Source organism: Sphingomonas kyeonggiensis (genome assembly GCF_014196745.1).
Taxonomy (GTDB): Bacteria; Pseudomonadota; Alphaproteobacteria; order Sphingomonadales; family Sphingomonadaceae; genus Sphingomonas; species Sphingomonas kyeonggiensis.
Genome location: NZ_JACIEH010000003.1, coordinates 298,315 through 321,226, shown reverse-complemented (window position 1 = coordinate 321,226; position 22,912 = coordinate 298,315). Strand labels below are relative to the sequence as shown.

Here is a 22,912-nt window from a genome sequence, read left to right as displayed (position 1 = left end):
TTAGGCCGTGGCCCTCAATCCTCGTCGCGCCTGAGCCCTTCGGTTGCGGCATCGACGTGCTTGTGATCCCGCCCCCTAGTGGAGTGGGGCACGACCGGGAGTTCCCAACCGCGATGCAGGCGCGGGCATACGCGGCGGATCTTAGCGCAGCTATGGGTTGGCCTGTGGTCGATCGCTGCGAAGCCGACGATGGCCAGGGCTAGGCCCAAGGCCGATAACCGTGCCGACACTCGTGGGGGAGGCTGGGCTGGCATCCCCCACGTCGTGATAGACAGCCTGGCGTACCGCCATCTGAGCATATGGGCGCGCGCGGTGCTGGTCGAGATCGTCCGCGAGTTCAACGGCTACAACAATGGCAAGATCGGGCTGAGCCAGCGTCAGCTTGCCGAACGCCTGCATACGACGAACTTCGGCAAAATCGGCAACGCGATCGCTGAGCTGATGGAGCATGGTCTCGTTGACGTTTCGACGGAGGGCAAATGGAAGCAGCGCATGGCGCGCGAATATCGTCTGACGTTCGTGACGAGTGGCGACCGAAACCACCTGCGCGCCGCGACGAACGAGTATCGCGACTGGGTGCGGGATAAATCTAGCGCTGACGACGTGTCAGCAAGAAGGCGCGTCTCTGCTGATGACGTGTCAGCAGGTAAGAGAACCCCTGCTGACGACGTGTCAGCAAAGATCGCTGCGCACCGACGCAAAACCATCGTTTCCCAAGATCTTCCTGCTGACGACGTGTCACCGCTTATAAGTAAGCCATCCCATGGCCCGGCAACGGGCAGCTCGAATGAGCACAAAACACCCTCAAAAGACCCTGAAAACACGGGCGGCGATTTTTCGGCCTCCGACCTGACCCCTCAAGGTCGGGCCTTTGCTGCGCGCGTCATGGGACGATGAACCTCATTTTCCTGACAGAGGATTGACGAAAGCTATGTCTCGCTCACAGCTCGGCAAAGACGTACAAGGCCACATTGTCCGCGGGCTTGCGTGCTTTGATACGCCCACAGAGGTCGCCAACTCCGTCGAAAAAGAGTTCGGCATCAAGCTCACGCGCCAGGCTGTCGAGGCGTATGATCCGACCAAGCGCGCCGGCGCGCGGATGGCGAAGAAATGGCGGGCGGTTTTCGAAGAGGCGCGCGCCAAGTTCCTCTCCGATGTCCGTAGCGTGCCGATCGCGTCCCGGACGTATCGGCTTCGCTCGCTTCAACGGATGCTTGAACGGTGCGAAGCGTCTGGCAACTTCAAGATGGCAGCCGAGCTGCTCGAGCAGGCAGCCAAAGAGGTCGGGGGCTGGTACCTACACCGCTGCGAGCCCTCGGGCCTCGGTGGGGGTTCATTCAACCCGCTACCGCAACCGAGCTACGTTCTGGTCCCCGCTCGGCCAGGGGTTCTCGCTCTTCCTCACAATCGACCGGATGGGCAACCGGCGTTGATCGACGTCTCATTGCCCACCCCACCTGTTAGTAAATGTTAGCATCCAAGCGGCGGTGCCTGCCAAGCGAGAGTCGGCCGGAGACGCCGACCTCGCCCATGGGCACGATCACTTGGCGACTGCGACCGGCACCGGCTCACGAGTAAACGCTTTGAACTCCGCACCCTGGCGCCACACCGAGTTCCTAGAAGCGCCCGTGATCATAGTCCGTGTCAAGTTCGCCTGCGGCTTGCTCAAACTTGTCTAGTTGACTCTTCGCACCGGTTTCAGATGTTGCGGTCATGTGGTTCGCCTACATCGATGAGTCGAAAGACGACGGTAAATTCTACATCTACACCGCCCTCATTATTAAGGGCGAACGGTGGGCCGACACCTTCGACAAGGTGAAAGATTTTCGCCGGCAACTCCGCGATGAGCATGGGATTTATATCGCCCAAGAGCTTCACGCTTGGAAGTTTGCCGCCGGCAAGGGCCAGATTGCTGACCATCCGATTCTGAAGCCAGAAAGAGCCGAAATTTTCCGTAAGGTGCTCCGGTTCATCGCGGACAGCAAGCGTTTCAATGTCATGAGCAGCTGCAATACGAATGAGCAGTATGCTTTCGAGCGGCTTATGAACCGACTGAACCGCACGGCGCAGGCGAAAAGAGAAAACGTTTTACTGTTCTTCGATCAAGGCGAAGAAGCGGAAATGACCCGTCGCATCCGGCGGATGCGTGTTCACAATCCTATCCCAAGCCGATTTGGAAGTTGGCTAGGGACGAACAAGGCGATGAAGAGCATCCCACTATCGAACTGCGTCGAAGATCCAATATTTAAGGATTCCAAGGCCTCATTCTTCATTCAGCTAGCAGATTTCTGCGCCTACGCGTTGCTCCGCATGGAGCGGCCAATCGCCAGCAGAACGGCTTTGGGGTACGATTCGATGTACGAAGAATTGAAGCCGTGCAGTCGGCGGATCACCAACGTTGCAGACCCGCGAGGCATGGGCATTATTAGATAAAGGGTGCCAGACCTACCCCAGCCTTCGCCGGATCAGACTGGCACGCATCTGCTAACATGAATCCCCAAGAGATTCAAAATCTTCGCGCAGATCCAAATTTCAGCTGGCCCCATCGCCGATCGGGCGGCCCATCTGCACAAAACAACAATATTGCTAAACGGCGCAATTTTATGTTGCTTAGTTGCGTCAAAAGCTTAGCCTCGATCTCGTCAGGGCACGGTTTGCCGGTGCCTGGACGCACCTCTCGCCGGTGACCCCGAACGGCGAGGGGTGCTGACCACGAGAAGCGCAACGGCGCCGATGCGCCGGCCAACGGGAGCTATCCATGAATATCCTTCAGCAATTCATCGCTGTGCGCGAACAACGCGCAAAGCAGGCGATCACCAACGAAGCCCAGCCGGCGATTACCCGCGCGGAGTTCGCCACGCTGGTCAAAGCCGTCGAAGGCCTCGTCCAAGACATGGAGGTGCTGACGTCACCGGAGAAGCTTGCCGGCGTATTCAACGCCGCTCTCAAGGAAGCGATGCCGGCCACGAACGGTCGCAGGCCTCTGGCGCTTCCTGCTGACCGACACGCCTACCTCGCGCCCCCGGGTGACGAACCCGAGCTGCGCACGAACGGGGGGCCCGCGGAGCGCAAACCCCTCGCGCTGTCCGCAGATCACGGCTTTCTCGCGCCGGCTGGGGAGTAACCAGCAATGTACCAGCAGCACATCCCCGTTGGCCCGGACGCCGGCAAGGCCCCCACCAGCAAGATCGATCGCACCCAGCTTCTCGACCCTGCCCAGTATTGGCCGGACGCGACGAAGTGCCCCGATTGGCCCCTCCTGACCGGCACCATGCGCTACGACGGCGAACGCGGGCAACGTGGCGCTGAGCGGCGCCTGGAGACCATCGGCCAGTACCTGAACCGTGCGCCCGGCGAACTTCGCTCCCCGACCGCTGAGGAGCGCGAGGAAGCGTTCGCCAAGATGTTCCGGCGCACCGGTTCGAACTGGCATGCGCTCGGCATTCTGAACCTCTCGCCGCTCGGCATGATGGTCGAGGCAGAGGCCGGCCTGATCGTCGAGGCCTGTCACCTGCGCGGCTATCTGCGGAAGCTGCAGGTGGCGGCTGACCACGCCGTGGAAGCGGCGCGGCGCGCCAAGCAAGCCGAGGCACGCCGCACGCTCGAGGATTACCGAGCCACGGCGCCGGCTGAGATCGAGGAATTCAGATCGCTGGCCGAAGCGGTCGCCAGGCACCAGCAGCGGCTCGACGACGAGCGGGCGTTCGATCGCTCTCGCGCGCTTCGCCAGCATGTGGAGACGCTGCACAGCGCTGCGGTGCAGGCAGCCCACACGCTCGGACTTGGCGTCCCTGATGCGCCGGACTTCCTCTGAGGTCGAAGGCCATGGACCTCGCCGCCCTCAATTTGTCGATCGACTCCAGCGATGTCGTCAAGGCGACGGAGAACCTGGACAAGTTCTCCGCAGCGGCGGCGAAGGCTGGGGCGTCGACAAAGCAGGGCAGCATCGCCCGCCTGGCGCAGGACTATACTCGGGCGGCCGAAAAGATCGGGCAATACTCGAACGCGGCGATGCGCGCGGCTGCGGCAAACGACAACGTGGCGGCGGCGTCGAAAGCCGCTGCTGCCGCGAACGATCAGGTTGCCGCCACCACGGCTCGGGCAACATCGGCGGCCAATCAGGCCGCAGCTGCTACCGAACGACACGCATCATGGCTCGACCGCCTGATCGCCAAGTTGCGAGGCATCAGACCAGCGGCAGATTCCGCGGCGGCGGGCATTCGAAGTACCGTCGTAGCAGCGAATGATAGTGCCGGCGCACTGAAGGCCAACGTCGGCAACATCGCATCGCAGTTCCAAGACGTCATTGTAACGGCAGGCATGGGCATGAACCCGCTCATGATCGCGCTTCAGCAGGGCACCCAGCTCGCATCCGTCTTCGCGCAGGCCGGCGGGAATGCGTTCAAGACGCTAGGCGGCGCGATCCTGTCGGTGATCAGCCCGACGAGCCTTCTCACGATCGGTCTGGTCGCACTGACAGCCGCAGGGCTTCAGATGGTCAACTGGACGAAGCTGGCGCAGTTCGGGCTTAACGGCCTGGCCAATGCGCTGCAGGCCGCGGCGCCATATGCTGCGGGTCTCGGAGCCGTCCTGACTCTCGCGTTCGCGCCGCAGATTCTTCGCGCTATCGTGACCGTCGCCGTGGCGATCGGTACGACGCTCTATGCGGCCATTGTCAAGGCGACCGCCGCGATGGTGGCCTTCGCACTCGCCAATCCTTTTACCGCGGTCGTCTTGGCAGTCGCCGCCGTAACTGCGGCTGTCGTGTTGGCCGGAAAGGCGTTCGGAAAAGATTTCGTCACTCCCATCCGAGACGGGATTAACTTCATCGTCGGTGGCTTCGTCGGCGCGTTCCAGGCCATCCAGAAGACTTGGAAGCTCCTGCCCGCCGCCATCGGCGATGCCGTGATTCAGGCCGCCAACACCGTGATCCGCACCGTTGACGACATGGTCAACAAGGCGGTGGACCGATTGAATGGTCTCATCGGCGGCCTGCCTTTCGGGATCGGTGGCAAGCTGCAGATCGGCTTTCGCGCCAACTCCGGCCAACTCAACAACCCCTATGGGGGCTCATTGACCAATGTGGGCGGCATCGCGAAGGACAGCATCACCGCGGCGCAGAAGATCGACTATGTCGGCAAGGCGATCGCCGGAGTAAACTCGCTCGCCGCTTCTGGCGCGGCTCAGTTGCGCGAATGGGCGAAGGCCCTCAGCGCCGGCGGAGACAAGAGCAAGACGGGTGGCGCCGGGGCAGACGCTGCGAAGATCAGCGAGGAAGCCCGGGCACTGCAGGAGCGCAATCGCGCGACCGAGCAGTACATCGCCAACCTCACGGAAGAGGTCGCCAAGATCGGTCTCAGCGACCAGGCGCTGCGTCAATATGAGGTCACCCAGGCTCTGGCCCGCGCGACGACGGACGCTCAGCGCGAGGCCATCACCAAACTCAGCGAAGCCCGGGAGAAGGCGCTCAAGACCTTGCGCCAACAGCAGGAGGTGGAGGCCGCGCAGAAGTCCTTGGACGATGCTCGCAGGAACATGGCGAGCGGCATCGACGTCGAGCTGCGCGTCATGGGCCTTGTGGGCGCCGAGCGTGAGCGCGAGATCCTGCGGATTCAGCGCCAGATCGCGATGTCGGATCTACTGGCCAAGATCAAGAAAGCGGAGGCGGACGGAAATATTGCGCTCGCTGATACCTACCGCCAGCTCGCCGAGGTCACGGACCAGGAGTTCTCGAAGCGCGTACGGGCGGTGGATGGTGCCGAGGCTATCGACCGGCAGCGGAAAGCCATCGAGTCCGCGCGCGAGGTGACGAAAGGCTTCTTCACGGATTGGTTCAACGGTGTCCGCGAGGGCGAGAACGTCTTCAAGTCGTTCGAGAGGGCCGTCACGAATGCCCTCAATCGCATCATCGACAAGCTGATCGAGGCCGCGATCGAGCAGATGTTCTTCAACTCGATCGCGGGTCTCTTCGGCGGCGGGGGCGCTGCGTCGGGGCTCGGCGCGCTGGGAAGCACTCTCGGAAAGCTCTTTGCCGATGGTGGGGCATTCGGCACCGCGCAGCGATATGCCCACGGTGGCGCGTTCGATCACGCCCAGCGTTTCGCGAACGGCGGCACTTTCACCAACCGCGTCATCACTGAGCCAACGCTGTTCCGCTTCGCCAAGGGCGCGAAGCTTGGCGAGATGGGCGAGGCCGGCCCTGAGGCCGTCATGCCGCTATCGCGCGACGGGAATGGGCGTCTCGGCATCGCCGCGCACGGTGGCGGGGGTAAGCCGGCGATCCGGATGGGCGACATCCATATCCACAACAGCCTCGCCGGCGCGATCGGTCCGGAGGGTCTGGCGGTCGCGCTGCGACAAAGCGGGGAGCACACCGTCGCGCAGATCAGACGCGACTTGGAGTCCATGCTCCACGAGCTCGACCAGAATGGCGTGTTGCGGTGAATCAAACTTTCGGGAGATGAACAATGGCCGATGACGATCTTCATCAGTGGCAGCTATTGGCTGCGCTGCGGGCGTTCAACACGAGCGCCATGAACGGCATCATCCTCCTTGCCGCCAGGCTTCGAGGCGCGGGATTGCTGGACGACGAACACCTTCGCGAATTTCATGAGGGTCTGTCGCTCCCGCTCGAGCACGCGGACGTTGCCGACAATCCGTTCATCGTTCCCATGCAGGAGATTATCGACAGCCGCCTCGCGGCCTTGGCGACCCTGACGAGATAGCGCGGTGGACCCGACCGCCGTGCAGGAGCCGGGAGGGATCTGCCTTGTCCCCCTCTCGGCTCCGAATCATTTACGCGGCGGCAGGAGCCCTGCGAACATCTGATCGAGGTAGCTCTGCGCCAGTTGCACGCCGGGATTGTTGGCCCGATTGGGCAGCTCCAGCGGCTTCGCCATCTGTTCGTGAATTACGCGGACGTGTCCGTCATTCAGCAAACCCTGCCCCTTGAGCATAGCGATCACGGAAATCAGGCCGTTGAGCAGGCTGGTGTCCATGGCGCTACGCGCTTCGTTCATTTGTTCATCGGTGAGGGGCCCGCTCGAAGTCATCATTTCGCAGTCCTATGAAGTGATCAGCCGCAACCTACCACACCGTCGCGCCAGACTCCTCGAGCCAGTCGCTCCAAGCCGGATCCTTGTAGAGCTCGTGACGCGAGCCGCCATTGAGGCGGGGAGCATCGATTGAAAACACGCGAGTCCTTTCCTGGCATATTGGAGGACATCGCGGCACGCCCAGCGATCGACGATACCTCCATGCGGTGTTGCGAGTGCATCCGACGATTCGAGCTATGACGGCGTCCGGGGCGCGGCCTAGATAGGAGACGACCCGCGGGTCGCGCAGGAGCGTGTAGATCAAGCGAATATGTGGTCGGAGAACGCCGCGGCGAACCAACTCAGCTCGAAGTGCGCTTCTACCTATATCAAATCGTCTTGCTGTACTCTGCATTGACGCGCCGGAGATGTACGCCGAGATCGCGGCATCGCTGACAAGTCGTGCAGGATATTTCGCCGGCGGCCGCAGCAGCCTTTGCCGAACCAGTTTATATCGAAGCGTGCTTCGACTTAAGCCGAAGCTTTCTGCGGCAGTCCATGTTGATTGCCCTGCCACATACGCTGAGATCGCGCTTGCCCACAGGGCCGGAGGCTTCTGTGTATGTGTAGTGCGCGGCGACTGGCGTCTTCGGGTACTGCGCGCCTTGGATTGCGATAGGGCCTCTCTCAGGCGCTCGCGTTTCGTCTGATATTCCGTCCAGAACTCAGTTTCGACCAGAACTGGTTTTCCAAAATTAGCCGGCAGGCAGCGCCTTTGCCTCCATCTGCCAATGGCCTGTTCGGTTCGTCCGACTATTCGCCCTATCCTGTCGTCACTGTAGCCCTTCCGATAAAGAGCATAGCGGTGACTATCTTCGTCCTGGGGCATCCAGCGATGCACAGCGGCCTCCGATCTGGTCGGCTCGATGGGCGGCAGCTCTTGAGTTCGTCGGTATGCCGCTAAGGGCTCGGATTACGCATGCACAGGTTGTCGAGCCACACCCGGCTCCGCATGTAAACGGATGTCGAGTGCACGGATTACCTTCAGGACGGTGTCGATCGTCGGGTTACCGTTCTCGCTCAGGGCCTTGTGAAGGGCCTGTCGGCTCAGACCCGTGTCGGCAGCGAGCTGCTGGATGCCACCGCGTGCCTTTGCGACAGTGCCAAGCGCTGATGCGAGGAAACGAGCGTCACCCTCTTCAAGGGCCTCGTTGAGAAGGCGCGCCTGCGCCTCCGGAGTGGTGAAGTACTTTGCGGCGTCAAACGCCCGAGTCTCGGTGGCCATGGGCACACCTCCTGTATCTGAGTGGGTCATTGGCCTCGCATTAGAGACCGCTCGCGTCCTTTTTGGCGTTCTTGATGTCCTTGTTCTGGCTGCTCTTGTCGCCGCCGCGCAGCATGAAAACCACCGTGCGGTTGCGGATCGTGTAATATGCCCGATAGCCGGGGCCGTAGTGGATGCGCATCTCGCTCACCCCACCGCCGACCGAGGCATGGTCGCCGAAGTTGCCAAGGCCGGCACGGATCAACCGAGACGCGACCCGCTCCCGCGCGATTTCGTCATCAAGGCCATCAAGCCAGGCGTCGAACTCAGGAGTGGTGCGGACTTCGTATTCCATGTGTCGCTTATAGGCGACAATGGTTGGCGTGTCAACCATAGGCGACAGTCTGCGACGGCTAGTCCGCCTTCAACGCCTTCTCGACAAGGCGACGGATCGCTTCGGGGCGACTGGGCTGTTCGAGTGCGTTGTTACGCCAGGCATCCACCTTCTCCAGAAGAGCGCGCTCCATGCGTACGTTGACGGCCTCGGAGTCTACCGTGGGCCGTCCCATCTTCTTCTTAGCGCCAGAAAGTGTTGACATGTGAACTTTATAGCGCCATAAAGTTCGGGCGGCAAGAGAGTTCGTACCTCCCGAGCCGCCCTAACCACCCACGCATATGGAGATGCGTCATGGCTGATATGACTTCTACCCGCCGAGGGGTTCTCGGCGCAATGGCGGTGGCATGCAGCGTTTCGGCTGTTCCCGCGATCGCTTCCCGCCGCCGGGATGCTGCGTCCTGGGACCAGTTCATCGCTGGAATGGCGATGGTCGATGCGAAGGCAGTTAAGAGCGCGCATAGCGCGAAGGCCGCCGGGATGCGCCCTGAATGGCTCTGTGGAATGACCAAGCGCTGCAGCGACGGTAATGTCGCCCTGCTCTTCGACAACGGCGACGCAATCCGCGTGTTCTCCCCGAGCGGAGAACGCTCGGACTCCAACGAGGGGAAGTGATATGGCATCCAAGGCTCGCATCACTTCCACATTCATCGCGGAACTATTGGCACCGCTGCCAGACGGCAGCGAGGCCGTAGATGACAAGGCCTACCTACGCACCCTCAAGGCGGACATGGAAGCCGTCTGGAGAAAGGGAATGATCCGCGTTCACATCGCGGGGCACGAGCGCAGTGCCGAGGATCTTCGCCGAGTGATGGCAGCAAGGGACGGCGTCAAGCTCGACAGCAGCGAATGTTTCCAGCGCTACCTCGAAGAGTGCAGTAGGCAAATGATGATACCAGCTCCTGGCAAAGCTGCGCTGGCATGGAAGATCGACACCCGCAAATTCGACGGTGGGCGCCAGTCTTGGGAAGATCAGATCGCCATCGATCAGGCCTGGGTGGACGGTTTGGCGGCGGCGGGCATTCGCATCTGATAATCCCGCTCTAGCGGTGGGGCGCTTAACCCTGCCGCAGTAATTCCCTCGCCCCCGCTTCGGCGGGGGTTTTCTTTGGCGAATCAGGGCGTCACCGCGCGCCGCGAGCATGTCTCGTGTGCCGTGCGTGTGCCACGGAAGCCCCGAAACTCGGCAGAAAGTCGCGGAAAACTGCGGGAAATGGCGGAAATCCCCCGCGCGCTAATTACGGCGGCGAATGCGCGCTAAGTGCTTGATCTTCAAAAAGAAAGCTGGATGCCCCGTGAGGATTCGAACCTCAATTGACGGAGTCAGAGTCCGTAGTCTTACCTTTAGACGACGGGGCATCACGCGGCATCACTACCGGCAGGCGGGGCGCAATACGGTGCTGATCCCGCGCTGTCAACGGCCTGTACCTTGCCCCGGCCCCCACTCTCCGCTAGCCTCGCATCCAAGCACCGGCGGCGAAAAAGCCGTGACGGAACAGAACATAAGCGAGTGATATGATGGGGGATGGCACCGCCAATATGCCCCGCGGCCGTGGTTCCGGAAAAGTCCGGAGGGGCGCGCCGCCCATGCAGCGGCCCCAGGAGCGGCCGGTACGCGGGCGACCGGGCGAAGCGCGCCACTATGCGGCGCTCGACCTGGGCACCAATAATTGCCGGCTGCTGATCGCGCGGCCCCAGGGATCGGGCTTCGCGGTGATCGATGCCTTTTCGCGAATCGTCCGCCTGGGCGAGGGGCTGGCGACCAGCGGCAAGCTCTCCGACGCCGCGATCGAGCGCACCATCGTCGCGCTCAAGATCTGCGCCGAGAAGCTCAAGCGCCGCAACGTGACGCTGGCCCGCTCGGTGGCGACCGAGGCGTGCCGCCAGGCGTCCAACGGCACCGAATTCATCGAGCGCGTCTATCGCGAGACGGGGATCGCGCTCGACATCATCACCGCCGAGGAGGAGGCGCGGCTCGCCGTGCTCGGCTGCCACGCGCTGCTCGAACCCGGCGACGGCCCGGCCCTGGTGTTCGACATTGGCGGCGGCTCGACCGAGCTGGTGCTGCTCGATTCGCGCGGCGGCGACGTGCCCCGCATCTTGGACTGGCACAGCGCGCCCTGGGGGGTTGTCTCGCTGACCGAGGCTTCGGGCCATGCCGAGAGCGCGGAGGATCGCGCCGCGCTCTATGCCAGCATGCGCGCCCGCGTCGCCGAGAGCTTCGCGCCCTTCGCCAAGCGCCTGCGGCCGCCGCGCGGGGTCCCGCGGCTGCTCGGCACCTCCGGCACGGTCACCACGCTCGCCAGCGTGCATCTCGGGCTCGCCGCCTATGACCGCTCGGTCGTGGACGGGCTGATCGTCCCCGCCCCGGCGATGCGCGAGGTGAGCCAGCGCATCTCGGGCATGAGCATGGCCGAGCGCAGCCAGGTGCCGTGCATCGGCTCCGAACGCGCCGACCTGGTCGTGGCCGGCTGCGCGATCCTGGAAACGATCCTCGACCTTTGGCCCGCCGAGCGGCTAGGGATCGCCGACCGCGGCATCCGGGAAGGAATCCTGCGCCGCCTGATCAATGGGAGAATCTTGTGAGTCGAGGCGGCGGACGCGGCCATACCCGCGTGCTGACGGCACGCAAGCGCACGGCACAGTCGACGCGCTGGCTCGAACGCCAGCTCAACGATCCGTACGTCAAGCGCGCCAAGGCCGAAGGCTATCGCAGCCGCGCTGCCTACAAGCTGATCGAGCTCGACGAGAAGTTCGGCTTCCTCAAGGGCAAGAAGCGCGTGCTCGACCTTGGCATCGCCCCGGGCGGCTGGACCCAGGTGGTCCGCCGGCGGCTGCCCAAGGCGCCGGTGGTCGGCATCGACCTGCTGCCGGTCGATCCGATCGACGGCGCGATCATCCTGATGATGGACTTCATGGACGACGCCGCGCCCGACCGGCTGATCGAGGAGCTGGGCGGCGCGCCCGACCTGATCGTCTCGGACATGGCGGCGAACACCGTCGGCCATCCGCAGACCGATGCGCTCAGGACCATGGGCCTGGTCGAGACCGCGCTCGATTTCGCGATCCAGGTGCTCGAGCCCGGCGGCGATTTCGTCGCCAAGGTGTTCGCCGGCGGCGCCGATTCGTCGCTGGTCGCCGAGATGAAGCGCAACTTCACCACGGTGAAGCACGCCAAGCCGCCGTCGAGCCGCAAGGGCTCGGTCGAGTGGTTCGTGGTGGCGCAGGGCTTCAAGGGTCGGAAGGCGGCGCCAGTAGAGGAATGAGCCCGCTCGCCGCCTCGCTCTGGGTCGTGGCGATCGCGCTGCTCGTGCTCAAGCTGGTGGCAACGATCATCCTGCTCCTCCGCCCGCGTGCGACACGGCTCGCCACCACCCAGGACAAGTGGCTGTGGTGGGCGACCAAGATCACGCCGGTCATCGCGGTGCCCTGCCTGATCATCGCGGCGCTGATCGAGCAGGATCGCACCGGGCTCTGGGTCTGGTCGCTGATGATGGTGTTCGTAGCGATCGCCGTGCCGATCAAGATCGGGCAGCGCTTCGGGCGTGCCTGACAAGCAAAAGGGTCCCGGAATCGCTTCCGGGACCCTTTTGGGTTCGTTCAGCGAATCGCCGGCTCAGCCGTCGTAGTCGCCGCCCAGATTCTGGTTGCGCGGCGGGGCAGCGGCGGTGAGGCGGAGTGCCTCGGCCGAAGCTGCGATCGAGCCGACCTCGTCCGGGGCCTCTTCGTCGTCGATCTGGACGCGCTGCAGGCTGGAGACCACGGCTTCCTCGAGGTGAGTCGGGCGCACCGTCTCCTCGGCGATCTCGCGCAGGGCGACGACCGGGTTCTTGTCACGGTCGCGATCGATGGTCAGATCGGCGCCGCCCGAGATCTGGCGGGCGCGCTGCGCCGCGAACAGCACGAGATCGAAACGGTTGGGAACCTTGTCGACACAATCTTCGACAGTGACGCGCGCCATCTACGCTTCCTTGAAAAACGGAGTATCCGGGAAAGGGGGCGATCTAGGGTCCGGCTGTGGAAAAGTCAAGAAAATGGGACCCGAGAACCGAATCCGGGTCCTGCGCGTTGGGAACGCTGCCGCAACGACAGGAACCCGACTTTGGAAGCGCTCGCCCCTCTTGCTCCCGTCCCGCGGCTCCCGCATCACCAGCCGATGCGCTTCAACCAGCCGAGCTACACCGTCGAAGGCAACCGGCTGACGCTGCTGCCCGACGGGCCGGAACGGCTCGAGGCGCTGCTCGACCTGATGCGCCGCGCCGAGCGGACGCTGCGCGTGCTCTACTATATCTATGTCGATGACGAGGCCGGCTCGGCGGTGCGCCAGGCGCTGATCGATGCGGCTGCGCGCGGGGTGAAGGTGAGCCTGATCGTCGACGGGCTGGGCAGCGAGCATGCCCAGAGCCGCCGCTTCTTCGATCCGCTCCACGAGGCCGGCGTCGATGTCTGCCGCTTCGTGCCGCGCTGGGGCCGCCGCTATCTGCTCCGCAACCACCAGAAGCTCGCGCTTGCCGACGAGGAGCGGGTGATCGTCGGCGGGTTCAACATCGAGGACAGCTATTTCGGCACGATCGCCGAAGCCGCCTGGCGCGATCTGGGCCTGCTGATCGAGGGACCGGCGGCCGGGCGGCTGGTCGGCTATTTCGATGCGCTGTCGAGCTGGGCCAAGCGACCGCGCGCCAGCTTGCGCAAGCTCGCCAAGACGCTGCGCACCTGGAGCGAACCCGAAGGTGCCACGCGCTGGCTGTTCGGCGGGCCGATGCGCCGGCTCTCGCCCTGGGCACGCGAAGTGAAGCGCGACATGGAGCGGGCGCAGTCGATCGACATCATCGCAGCCTATTTCGCCCCCAACCCGGCGATGCTCCGCCGGCTCGATCGCGCCGGCCAGCGCGGCCGGGTACGGCTGGTGCTGCCGTCCAAGCTCGATCACGGCGCGGCGATCTGGGCAGCGCGCTTCACCTACGCCGGACTGCTGCGCAAGAAAGTGCAGATCTACGAATACCAGCCGACCAAGCTCCATGCGAAGCTGTTCCTGCTCGACGATGTGGTGAACATCGGCTCGGCCAATTTCGACATCCGATCGATGTTCCTCAACCTCGAGCTGATGTTCCGCGTCGAGGATCCGGCCTTTGCCGCCTATGTCCGTGCGTTCGTCGATGGCGAGGTGGCGCGATCCGAGCAGATCACGCCCGAGCTCTACAAGGCGCGCACCGGCCCCTGGACGCGGGTGAAGCAGGCGGCGGCGTATTTCGTGATGGCGGTGCTCGACTATAACGTCACGCGCCGGCTGAACTTCGCACCGCGACGGCCGCGGCCCCGGGGCTAGTATTCCGCAACATCGCGGAGGCGATGTTTGCAAACTAATCCTTGATCGTCTCCATCGCGACGAAGGTCGAGGTGCTGGCGACGTGCGGCAGGCTGGAGATCTTCTCGCCCAGCACGATCCGGTAGCGGCGGATATCGGCGGTGCGCACCTTGAGCAGATAGTCGAAATTGCTCGCCAGCATGTGGCATTCCTCGACCTCGGGAATGCGCCGCACCGCTGCGTTGAACTCCTGCAATGCCTTCTCCCGCGTGTCGGCGAGCTTCACTTCGGTAAAGGCGATATGGTCGAGCCCCAGCCGCACCGGATCGATGATCGCGCGGAAGCCGCGGATCACACCGGTATCGATCAGCCGCTTGAGCCGCACCTGGGCGGGCGTCTTGGAAAGCCCCACCTGCTTGGCGAGATCGGTGACGGTCATCCGCCCGTCCGCGACCAATGCAGCGACGATCTTGCGGTCGAACTCATCCAATTCGACTGCCGCTGGAGCCTTTTTCATGATTTCCACGTAGCATATGCTCGACAATATGGCCAATTCGACCAAGATCGCTCACCGATAAGTCGGATCGACCGATACCAAGCGCATATATTGGCGCAATGACCCAGCCCGCGCCCTTCGCCACCTTCGCCCCGCCCGTCCGCGAGCCGACTCCGCTCCGCCAGGCGATCACCGCCGCCTATCGCCGCGACGAGCGCGAAGCGCTGGCGCCGCTGATCGAAGCGGCGACGCTCGACGAAGCGACCCGCGCCAGGATCCGCGAGACGGCGACCCAGCTGGTCACGGGCCTGCGCGCCCGGCGCCGCAGCGGCGCGGTCGAATCGCTGGTCCAGGAATATGCGCTGTCGAGCGAGGAGGGCGTGGCGCTGATGTGCCTCGCCGAAGCGCTGCTCCGCATCCCCGACGATGCCACCCGCGACGCGCTGATCCGTGACAAGATCGCCGATGGCGACTGGCGCGCGCATCTCGGCGGCAAGCCGCTGTTCGTCAACGCCGCGACCTGGGCGCTGGTCGTCACCGGCAAGCTGGTCGGCACCGCCGACGACAAGGGGCTGGGCGCCGCGCTGATGCGGCTGGTCGCACGTGCCGGCGAGCCGGTGATCCGCCGCGCGATCGACATCGCGATGCGGATGATGGGCGAGCAGTTCGTCACCGGCGAGACGATCGCGGAAGCCCTGAAGCGCGCCCGGCACGAGGAGGCCAAGGGCTTCCGCTACAGCTATGACATGCTGGGCGAGGCGGCGACCACCGGCGCCGATGCCGAGCGCTACTACCGCGATTACGAGAATGCGATCCACGCGATCGGCAAGGCATCGAACGGGCGCGGCGTCTATGAAGGCCCGGGCATCTCGATCAAGCTGTCGGCGCTTCACCCGCGCTATGCCCGCTCGCAGGTCGATCGGGTGATGGGCGAGCTGCTGCCGCGGGTTAAGACGCTCGCCGCGCTGGCCCGCAGCTATGACATCGGCCTCAACATCGATGCCGAGGAGGCCGACCGGCTCGAGCTTTCGCTCGACCTGCTCGAGAGCCTGGCGCTCGATCCCGATCTCGCGGACTGGGACGGGCTCGGCTTCGTCGTCCAGGCCTATGGCAAGCGCTGCCCCTTCGTGATCGACTGGATCATCGATCTGGCCGGTCGCGCCGGTCGCCGGATCATGGTGCGGCTGGTGAAGGGCGCCTATTGGGACGCCGAGATCAAGCGCGCCCAGGTCGACGGCCTGCCCGATTTCCCGGTCTACACCCGCAAGCTCCACACCGACGTTGCGTACATCGCCTGCGCCCGGAAACTGCTGGCGGCGACCGATCGCGTGTTCCCCCAGTTCGCCACCCACAATGCCCAGACGCTGGCGACGATCTACCAGCTCGCCGGCCCGGACTTCACGGTCGGCAAATACGAGTTCCAGTGCCTGCACGGCATGGGCGAACCGCTCTACGAGCAGGTCGTCGGCAAGGAGAAGCTGGGCCGGCCCTGCCGTATCTATGCGCCGGTCGGCACGCACGAGACCCTGCTCGCCTATCTCGTCCGTCGTCTGCTCGAGAACGGCGCCAACTCCTCCTTCGTCAATCGCATTGCCGATCCCGACGTCCCGGTGTCGGAGCTGGTCGCCGATCCGGTCGCCCAGGTGAAGACGATGCCGGATCCCGGCGCGCATCACGACCAGATCGCCCTGCCCTATGCGCTCTATCCCGATCGCCGGAACTCGGACGGCCTCGATCTCAGCGACGAGCACGCGCTCGCCGCGCTCGGCCAGGCGCTCCAGCATAGCGCGACCATCGACTGGCGTGCGGCGCCGGCCGACGGACAGGGCACCGAGCGCGCCGTCTACAACCCCGCCGATCACCGCGACACGGTGGGCGTGGTCGTCGAGGTCTCGCCCGAAGCCGCCGCCGCCGCGGTCACCCGCGCCGCCGCATCGAGCTGGGGCACCACCCCCGTCGCGCGGCGCGCCGCGATGCTCGAGGCCGCGGCCGACGCGATGCAGGCCCGCATGCCGGTATTGCTCGGCCTGATCGTGCGCGAAGCCGGCAAGTCGCTGCCGAACGCCATCGCCGAAGTGCGCGAGGCGATCGACTTCCTGCGCTATTATGCCGAGCGCGCCCGCGCGACCTTCGGCCCGGCCCAGGCGCCGATCGGTCCGGTCGTCTGCATCAGTCCGTGGAACTTCCCGCTGGCGATCTTCACCGGCCAGGTCGCCGCGGCGCTGGTCGCGGGCAATCCGGTGCTCGCCAAGCCAGCCGAGGAGACGCCGCTGATCGCCGCCCAGGCGGTGGCGCTGCTCCATGAGGCGGGCGTGCCCGCCGATGCGCTGCAGCTCGTCCCCGGCGACGGCCCGATCGGCGCGGCTCTGGTCGGCGCGCCCGAGACCGCCGGCGTGATGTTCACCGGCTCGACCGAGGTCGCCCGGCTGATCCAGCGCCAGCTCGCCACCCGCCTTTCGCCCAGCGGCAAGCCGATCCCGCTGGTCGCCGAGACCGGCGGCCAGAATGCGATGATCGTCGACAGCTCCGCGCTCGCCGAGCAGGTGGTGGCGGACGTCATCGCCTCGGCCTTCGACAGCGCCGGCCAGCGCTGCTCGGCGCTGCGTATCCTGTGCCTGCAGGAGGAAGTCACCGATCGCACGCTGGCGATGCTCAAGGGCGCGCTGAAGGAACTGCGCATCGGGCGGACCGATGCGCTCGCGGTCGATACCGGCCCGGTGATCACTGCCGAGGCCCGGGCCAATATCGAAGGCCATATCGCGACGATGCGCAGCCGTGGCCACCGCATCGAGCAGCAGGACCTGCCCGCCGCTGCCGGCCATGGCACCTTCGTCCCGCCGACGATCATCGAGATCGACCATATCGCCGATGTCGAGCGCGAGGTGTTCGGCCCCGTGCTCCATGTCCTGCGCTACCGTCGGGACGACCTGTCGGCGCTGATCGATGCGATCAACGCCACCGGCTATGGCCTCACCTTCGGCCTGCACACCCGCCTCGACGCAACGATCGCAGAGGTCACCAGCCGGGTGAAGGCAGGCAATCTCTATGTGAACCGCAACGTGATCGGCGCGATCGTCGGCGTGCAGCCGTTCGGCGGGCGCGGGCTCTCCGGCACCGGCCCGAAGGCAGGCGGACCGCTCTATCTCGGCCGGCTGGTCGGCGAGGCCCCCAGGGCAGTCGAACCCACCGGCGCGGCGGAGACTCCGCTGGGCGAGTTCGCCGCCTGGCTCGACGCGCGCGGCGAGGCGAAGGCCGCCCGGGCGGCACGGCATTATGGCACGGTCTCGGCGCTGGGTGCCGAGCGCACGCTGCCCGGGCCGGTCGGGGAGGACAATCTCTACGCGCTCCACCCGCGCGGCCGCGTCCTGCTGCGCCCGACAACCCAGCCCGGCCTCCATGCCCAGATCGCCGCGGTGCTGGCGACCGGCAACCGGGGCACGCTGCAGGGCATGGCGCTCCCCGCCGACCTGCCGCCGCGCGTCGCCGCCGCCTTCACGCCCGCTGGCGACGCGCCCTTCGTCGCCGCTCTGGTCGAGGGCGATGCCGCGCAGGTCGGAGCGGTGGCCCGCGAGCTCGCCGCACTCGACGGCCCGATCGTCACCCTGCTCACCCCGGGCGCCTCCGGCTATCCGACCGACCTGCTGCTCGAGGAAGTGTCGATCTCGATCAACACCACCGCGGCGGGCGGCAATGCCAGCCTGATGACGATCGGCTGAGGCGCTCGTAATTTTCTTGCGTAGCGGCGGTCCGGCTTTTAGATGCGGTGCAGCATCAAGAGTCGGGCCGACGTCCGACGCCAACCTGCTCCCGAGCAAGGTGGTGCCTCCAGCTGGAGGGATGTGGCCGGACCGGCAACAAACGGGACCCCAAGCCGCATGTCATACGTCGCTTCGAAGCCTGGTGCTGGTACCAGCGAGGATTTGACGATGACGACCCAGGCTCCCCAGCAATTCGCAAGCGACAATTATGCCGGCATCTGCCCCGAGGCGCTTGCCGCGATGATGGCGGCGAATGCGGGCTCGGCGGTCGCATATGGCGATGACGACTGGACGCAGCGCGCGGCGGATGCGTTCCGCCGGCTGTTCGAGGCAGAGTGCGAGGTTTTCTTCGTGTTCAACGGCACCGCCGCCAATTCGCTGGCGCTCGCTTCGCTCGGCCAATCCTATCACAGCGTGATCTGCGCGGCCTCGGCCCATGTCGAGACCGACGAGTGCGGCGCCCCCGAATTCTTCTCGAACGGTTCCAAGCTGCTCGTCGCGCCGACCTCGGGCGGCAAGCTGACCCCGGAGGCGATCCGCACGCTGGCGACCAGCCGCTCGGACATCCATTTCCCCAAGCCGCGCGTCGTCACCATCACCCAGCCGACCGAAACGGGTCAGGTCTATACGATCGAGGAAATCCGTTCGATCTCGTCAGTGTGCCGCGAACTCGGACTCAAGCTGCACATGGACGGCGCCCGCTTCCCCCATGCCTGCGCGACCCTGGGCTGTACGCCCGGCGAGATGACGCACGGCGCGGGCGTCGACGTGCTCTGCTTCGGCGGCACCAAGAACGGCATGGCGGTGGGCGAGGCGATCCTGTTCTTCGATCGCGCCCTGGCCGAGGATTTCGACTATCGCTGCAAGCAGGCCGGCCAGCTCGCCTCGAAGATGCGCTTCCTGTCGGCACCCTGGACGGGCGTGCTCGAAAGCGGCGCCTGGCTGCGCAATGCCGAGCATGGCAATGCATGTGCCCACCTGCTCGCCGACGAAGTCGCCCAGCTGCCCGGCGTGCGGCTGATGTTCCCGGTCGAGGCCAATGCGGTGTTCCTCGAAGCGCCGGTGGAGGTGCTCGACCGGCTGCGCGCGCGCGGCTGGCGCTTCTACACCTTCATCGGCGGCGGCGCCCGGTTCATGTTCGCCTGGGACGCCCAGCCGGAGCGCGTCGCCGAGCTGGCCCGCGACCTGCGCGAAGCCGTAGCCGATGCGGAAGATACCGCACTGGCGGCCTGATCCGGCGCAGACCGCATGATCCGGTGCTTGCCTCCCCGGCCGCCGCGCGGCATGGGGAGGCTCCACCGACAGGCAGTTTCAGTTCCGGGAAATAGGGCATGAAGGACAAACTCGTAGTGCTGATCGGCGGCGGCGGTTTCGTCGGCCGCTATGTCGCCCAGGAACTGCTCGCGGCGGGTGCCCGCCTGCGCATCGCCCAGCGCCGTCCGCGCGACGCCTGGTTCCTAAAGCCGCTCGGCGGCCTGGGCCAGACCCAGTTCGTCGCCGCCGATGTGACCCAGCCCGACACGATCGCGGCCGCGGTCGCCGGTGCCGATGCGGTGGTCAACCTCGCCGGCGTGCTCAAGGGCGACTTTGACGGCGTCAACGCCGCCGGCGCGCGCAACGTCGCCGCGGCCGCCCAGGCCGCAGGCGTCGAGACGCTGATCCATTTCTCCGCGCTCGGCGCCGATGCCGAGTCGGCCTCCGCCTATGGCCAGTCCAAGGCAGCGGGCGAAGCGGCGGTGCGGGCGACGTTCCCGAACGCCACGATCCTGCGCCCCTCCTTCGTGTTCGGCCGCGAGGACCAGTTCACCAACCGGTTCGCCGCGATGGTCGGCCTGGGCCCGGTCGTGCCGGTGCTGCGCGCCGATGTCCGCTTCCAGCCGGTCTATGTCGTCGACGTGGCGCGGGCCGTCGTCGCCGCACTCGTCGCCCCGGAGACACATGCCGGCCAGACCTATGCGCTGGGCGGCCCCGACACGCTGTCCATGCGCGGCCTGCTCGACTGGCTGGCCGGTGCGACCGGCCACAAGCCGGCCTTCGCCGAGCTGCCCGATCCGCTGGGCGCACTGATCGCGCTCCTTCCCGGCACCCCGATCACGCGTGACCAATGGCGGATGCTGCAGGCGGACAATGTCGTCGGCGATGCCGCCGGCCTTTCCGCGCTCGGCATCCCCGCGACGCCGCTCGCCAGCGTCGCGCCGGGCTGGCTGGTCCGCTATCGCCGCAACGGCCGCTTCGGCAAGCTGGCCGCCTGAACGCATTTCCCCGCCCCGGCGCATCGGAGCCTAGCCAAGCATGAGCGAAACCCTGGTCGCGATTCTCCTCGGCATCGTCGAGGGGATCACCGAATTCCTGCCCGTCTCCTCGACCGGCCACCTGATCCTCGCTTCCGAGCTGATGGGCTATGATTCCGCCACCTGGGGGATGTTCAACGTCGTCATCCAGCTCGGTGCCATCCTGGCGGTGGTGGTGCTCTACTGGCGGACCTTCTGGGCAGTGGCCGAGGGGCTGATCAAGCTGAACCCGGTTTCGATCCGCTTCGTGCGCAACCTGCTGATCGCCTTCATCCCGGCGGCGGTGATCGGCCTGGCGCTGCACAAGCATATCGAAGCGCTGCTCGGCGAGCCGATGGTGGTCGCCTGGGCGCTGGTGATCGGCGGCATCGCTATCCTGGTCGTCGAGCGGCTGGTGAAGAACCCGACGATCCACGGCATCGCCGAAATCCCACTGGTCCGCACGATCGGCATCGGCTTCATCCAGTGTATCGCGATGATTCCCGGTGTCAGCCGCTCGGGCGCGACGATCATGGGCGCACTGAGCCTGGGCGTCGAGCGTCGCACCGCCGCCGAGTTCAGCTTCTTCCTCGCCATCCCGACCATGCTGGGCGCAACCGTGCTCGAGCTGGCCAAGAATCACGACGCGATAGTTTCCGCCCGGGTGGGCTGGGACGAGATTGCCATCGGCTTCGTCACCGCCTTCATCGTCGCCATCGTGGTGATCAAGGCGTTCGTCGGAATCGTGTCCAAGCATGGCTTCGCGCCGTTCGCCTGGTACCGAATCGCCGCCGGTATCGCTGCCATTGCCTGGCTCTCGCTCCGGTAAGGTCCGGATCGGCCATAAATTGACGCAATAATCTTTCAAATTTCCGCTCGGAAGGCCGGAAAACTTAATATAGGTCAGCTTTGCTGACTTTTATCGACTCGCCGGCGGCGTTAGGCGCGCCCTATGGCGGAAACGATGCTCAAATTCGTTGGAACGGCGCAGGCTTATCCCGGCAAGCGCGAAGCGGAACTGCGCGCGGAGGACTTCCGCGAGATCGCGGACCGTTATGCGGTGCCCAGCGCCGAGGAACAGGCCAGCCGCTGCTCGCAGTGCGGCGTGCCCTATTGCTCGGTCCATTGCCCGCTCCACAACCACATCCCGGACTGGCTGCGCCTGACCGCTGAAGGTCGGCTGCGCGAGGCCTATCAGCTGTCGAACAGCACTTCGACCATGCCCGAGATCTGCGGCCGCATCTGCCCGCAGGACCGGCTGTGCGAAGGCAATTGCGTCATCGAATTCTCGGGCCACGGTGCCGTCACGATCGGGTCGGTCGAGAAGTTCATCACCGACACCGCCTGGGAAGAAGGCTGGGTCGAGCCGGTCGCGGTCGGCCCCGCACGCGGCCAGTCGGTCGGCATCGTCGGAGCCGGCCCCGCCGGTCTGGCCGCCGCCGAATACCTGCGCGAATATGGCTATGACGTGCACGTCTATGACCGGCACGACCGTGCCGGCGGCCTGCTTACTTATGGCATCCCGGGGTTCAAGCTCGAGAAGCAGATCGTCATGCGCCGCATCGAGCGACTCGAGCAGGGCGGTGTCGTCTTCCATCTCGGCTTCGAGGTCGGCCGGGAGGCGAGCCTCGACGATCTGCGCAAGCGCCACGATTCGCTGCTGATCGCCACCGGCGTCTACAAGGCACGCGGCATCCAGGCGCCGGGCGTCGGGGCCGAAGGGATCGTCGAGGCGCTCGACTATCTCACCGCCTCGAACCGCAAGGGCTTCGGGGATTCGGTGCCGGCGTTCGACGACGGCAGCCTCGACGCGAACGGCAAGCATGTCGTGGTGATCGGCGGCGGTGACACCGCGATGGACTGCGTCCGTACCGCGGTCCGCCAGGGCGCGACTTCGGTGAAGTGCCTCTATCGCCGCGACCGCGCCAACATGCCGGGCTCACAGCGCGAAACCGCCAATGCCGAGGAGGAAGGCGTCGAGTTCGTCTGGCTCTCGGCACCGGAAGCCTTTGATGGCGGCGACAAGGTCACGGGTGTCCGCGCCTCGCGCATGCGCCTCGGTGCACCCGACGCCTCTGGCCGCCGTGCTCCCGAGCTCGATCCGGGCGGCGCCTTCCAGCTCCAGGCCGACCTGGTCATCAAGGCGCTCGGCTTCGAGCCCGAGGACCTGCCGCGGATGTTCGGTGCCGAGGAACTTGGCGTCACCCGCTGGGGCACGCTGCGCACCGACGGTCGTACGATGATGACCAGCCTCGACGGCGTTTTCGCAGCCGGCGATATTGTCCGCGGCGCGAGTCTCGTCGTCTGGGCGATTCGCGACGGCCGCGACGTGGCGGCGCACATGCATGCCTGGATGCGCGCCCGCGCCGATGCGGCACGGGCTGCTTGATA

The 22,912-nt window shown here is 65.4% G+C and carries 24 protein-coding genes, 1 tRNA gene and 1 riboswitch; of the genes, 18 read left to right on the top strand and 7 right to left on the bottom strand.

Annotated features, from left to right (window positions below; all coding sequences use genetic code 11):
• Positions 1–312: 312 nt before the first annotated feature.
• From GGR46_RS16635 to GGR46_RS16605, 7 genes are all read left to right on the top strand, one after another.
• A complete protein-coding gene (locus GGR46_RS16635) occupies positions 313–897 on the top strand; it encodes a hypothetical protein (protein ID WP_183999150.1) in 585 nt (194 codons plus the stop codon).
• 34 nt (positions 898–931) lie between these two features.
• Complete coding sequence (locus GGR46_RS25930; RefSeq protein ID WP_184000064.1) at positions 932–1,474, top strand: DUF2280 domain-containing protein; 543 nt, start codon at positions 932–934, stop codon at positions 1,472–1,474.
• 239 nt (positions 1,475–1,713) lie between these two features.
• Complete coding sequence (locus tag GGR46_RS16625; protein WP_183999149.1) at positions 1,714–2,433, top strand: DUF3800 domain-containing protein; 720 nt, start codon at positions 1,714–1,716, stop codon at positions 2,431–2,433.
• A 325-nt stretch (positions 2,434–2,758) separates the two neighbouring features.
• Positions 2,759–3,124: a hypothetical protein gene (locus GGR46_RS16620; protein WP_183999148.1), complete on the top strand. Its 366-nt coding sequence runs from the start codon at positions 2,759–2,761 to the stop codon at positions 3,122–3,124.
• 6 nt (positions 3,125–3,130) lie between these two features.
• Positions 3,131–3,814 (top strand): hypothetical protein, encoded by a 684-nt coding sequence (locus tag GGR46_RS16615; RefSeq protein WP_183999147.1) that lies wholly within the window; start codon positions 3,131–3,133, stop codon positions 3,812–3,814.
• 11 nt (positions 3,815–3,825) lie between these two features.
• Complete coding sequence (locus GGR46_RS16610) at positions 3,826–6,444, top strand: phage tail length tape measure family protein (RefSeq protein WP_183999146.1); 2,619 nt, start codon at positions 3,826–3,828, stop codon at positions 6,442–6,444.
• Positions 6,445–6,467: 23 nt separating this feature from the next.
• On the top strand, positions 6,468–6,725 hold the full coding sequence (locus GGR46_RS16605; RefSeq protein WP_183999145.1) for a hypothetical protein: 258 nt from the start codon (positions 6,468–6,470) through the stop codon (positions 6,723–6,725).
• A 66-nt stretch (positions 6,726–6,791) separates the two neighbouring features.
• On the opposite strand, the gene GGR46_RS16600 is transcribed toward GGR46_RS16605, so the two are convergent.
• The 4 genes from GGR46_RS16600 to GGR46_RS16585 all read right to left on the bottom strand — a co-directional run bounded on the left by GGR46_RS16600 (position 6,792) and on the right by GGR46_RS16585 (position 8,897).
• The gene (locus GGR46_RS16600) at positions 6,792–7,019 is read right to left on the bottom strand and encodes a hypothetical protein (RefSeq protein ID WP_221262830.1); all 228 of its coding nucleotides are present in this window, start codon (positions 7,017–7,019) and stop codon (positions 6,792–6,794) included.
• A 988-nt stretch (positions 7,020–8,007) separates the two neighbouring features.
• Positions 8,008–8,319: an addiction module antidote protein gene (locus GGR46_RS16595; RefSeq protein WP_183999143.1), complete on the bottom strand. Its 312-nt coding sequence runs from the start codon at positions 8,317–8,319 to the stop codon at positions 8,008–8,010.
• A gap of 40 nt (positions 8,320–8,359) precedes the next feature.
• Complete coding sequence (locus GGR46_RS16590; protein WP_183999142.1) at positions 8,360–8,653, bottom strand: type II toxin-antitoxin system RelE/ParE family toxin; 294 nt, start codon at positions 8,651–8,653, stop codon at positions 8,360–8,362.
• A 58-nt stretch (positions 8,654–8,711) separates the two neighbouring features.
• A complete protein-coding gene (locus GGR46_RS16585; protein WP_184000137.1) occupies positions 8,712–8,897 on the bottom strand; it encodes a hypothetical protein in 186 nt (61 codons plus the stop codon).
• A gap of 89 nt (positions 8,898–8,986) precedes the next feature.
• Between GGR46_RS16585 and GGR46_RS16580 the strand changes: the two genes are divergently transcribed.
• Together GGR46_RS16580 and GGR46_RS16575 are read left to right on the top strand one after the other, a co-directional pair.
• Entirely contained in the window at positions 8,987–9,307 is a 321-nt protein-coding gene (locus tag GGR46_RS16580) for a hypothetical protein (RefSeq protein ID WP_183999141.1), read from the top strand.
• A 1-nt stretch (position 9,308) separates the two neighbouring features.
• Complete coding sequence (locus GGR46_RS16575) at positions 9,309–9,725, top strand: hypothetical protein (protein ID WP_183999140.1); 417 nt, start codon at positions 9,309–9,311, stop codon at positions 9,723–9,725.
• Between the two features lie 252 nt (positions 9,726–9,977).
• Here GGR46_RS16575 and GGR46_RS16570 read toward each other — a convergent pair.
• Positions 9,978–10,051 (bottom strand) — tRNA-Gln (locus GGR46_RS16570).
• Between the two features lie 228 nt (positions 10,052–10,279).
• Between GGR46_RS16570 and GGR46_RS16565 the strand changes: the two genes are divergently transcribed.
• From GGR46_RS16565 to GGR46_RS16555, 3 genes are read left to right on the top strand one after another with little or no spacing between them, the layout of a single operon-like run.
• Positions 10,280–11,278 carry a Ppx/GppA phosphatase family protein gene (locus GGR46_RS16565; RefSeq protein WP_246426194.1) on the top strand — a complete coding sequence of 333 codons (999 nt, stop codon included), beginning with the start codon at positions 10,280–10,282 and terminating at the stop codon, positions 11,276–11,278.
• Positions 11,275–11,958, top strand: coding sequence for an SAM-dependent methyltransferase (locus GGR46_RS16560; RefSeq protein WP_183999138.1), 684 nt, complete (start codon positions 11,275–11,277; stop codon positions 11,956–11,958). Before GGR46_RS16565 ends, GGR46_RS16560 begins: the two co-directional genes overlap by 4 nt.
• On the top strand, positions 11,955–12,245 hold the full coding sequence (locus GGR46_RS16555; RefSeq protein WP_183999137.1) for a hypothetical protein: 291 nt from the start codon (positions 11,955–11,957) through the stop codon (positions 12,243–12,245). The genes GGR46_RS16560 and GGR46_RS16555 overlap by 4 nt, the downstream gene beginning before the upstream one ends.
• A 63-nt stretch (positions 12,246–12,308) precedes the next feature.
• Here GGR46_RS16555 and rpoZ read toward each other — a convergent pair whose 3' ends face one another.
• Positions 12,309–12,653: a DNA-directed RNA polymerase subunit omega gene (gene rpoZ / locus GGR46_RS16550; protein WP_116839672.1), complete on the bottom strand. Its 345-nt coding sequence runs from the start codon at positions 12,651–12,653 to the stop codon at positions 12,309–12,311.
• 195 nt (positions 12,654–12,848) lie between these two features.
• Between rpoZ and GGR46_RS16545 the strand changes: the two genes are divergently transcribed.
• Positions 12,849–14,018 carry a phospholipase D-like domain-containing protein gene (locus tag GGR46_RS16545; protein ID WP_183999136.1) on the top strand — a complete coding sequence of 390 codons (1,170 nt, stop codon included), beginning with the start codon at positions 12,849–12,851 and terminating at the stop codon, positions 14,016–14,018.
• A 34-nt stretch (positions 14,019–14,052) separates the two neighbouring features.
• On the opposite strand, the gene GGR46_RS16540 is transcribed toward GGR46_RS16545, so the two are convergent.
• Entirely contained in the window at positions 14,053–14,514 is a 462-nt protein-coding gene (locus GGR46_RS16540; protein WP_183999135.1) for an Lrp/AsnC family transcriptional regulator, read from the bottom strand.
• Positions 14,515–14,612: 98 nt separating this feature from the next.
• Here GGR46_RS16540 and putA point away from each other — a divergent pair, with 98 nt between their 5' ends.
• From putA to GGR46_RS16515, 5 genes are all read left to right on the top strand, one after another.
• The gene (putA, locus tag GGR46_RS16535; protein ID WP_183999134.1) at positions 14,613–18,209 is read left to right on the top strand and encodes a trifunctional transcriptional regulator/proline dehydrogenase/L-glutamate gamma-semialdehyde dehydrogenase; all 3,597 of its coding nucleotides are present in this window, start codon (positions 14,613–14,615) and stop codon (positions 18,207–18,209) included.
• 47 nt (positions 18,210–18,256) lie between these two features.
• A riboswitch (SAM-I-IV-variant riboswitch) is annotated at positions 18,257–18,362 on the top strand.
• A gap of 57 nt (positions 18,363–18,419) precedes the next feature.
• Entirely contained in the window at positions 18,420–19,484 is a 1,065-nt protein-coding gene (locus GGR46_RS16530) for a threonine aldolase family protein (protein WP_183999133.1), read from the top strand.
• Positions 19,485–19,582: 98 nt separating this feature from the next.
• Positions 19,583–20,503 (top strand): complex I NDUFA9 subunit family protein, encoded by a 921-nt coding sequence (locus GGR46_RS16525; protein ID WP_183999132.1) that lies wholly within the window; start codon positions 19,583–19,585, stop codon positions 20,501–20,503.
• 40 nt (positions 20,504–20,543) lie between these two features.
• Positions 20,544–21,350, top strand: a complete 807-nt coding sequence (locus GGR46_RS16520) for an undecaprenyl-diphosphate phosphatase (protein ID WP_183999131.1) — start codon at positions 20,544–20,546, stop codon at positions 21,348–21,350.
• A 123-nt stretch (positions 21,351–21,473) separates the two neighbouring features.
• Positions 21,474–22,910: an NAD(P)-dependent oxidoreductase gene (locus GGR46_RS16515; protein WP_183999130.1), complete on the top strand. Its 1,437-nt coding sequence runs from the start codon at positions 21,474–21,476 to the stop codon at positions 22,908–22,910.
• Positions 22,911–22,912: the final 2 nt, after the last annotated feature.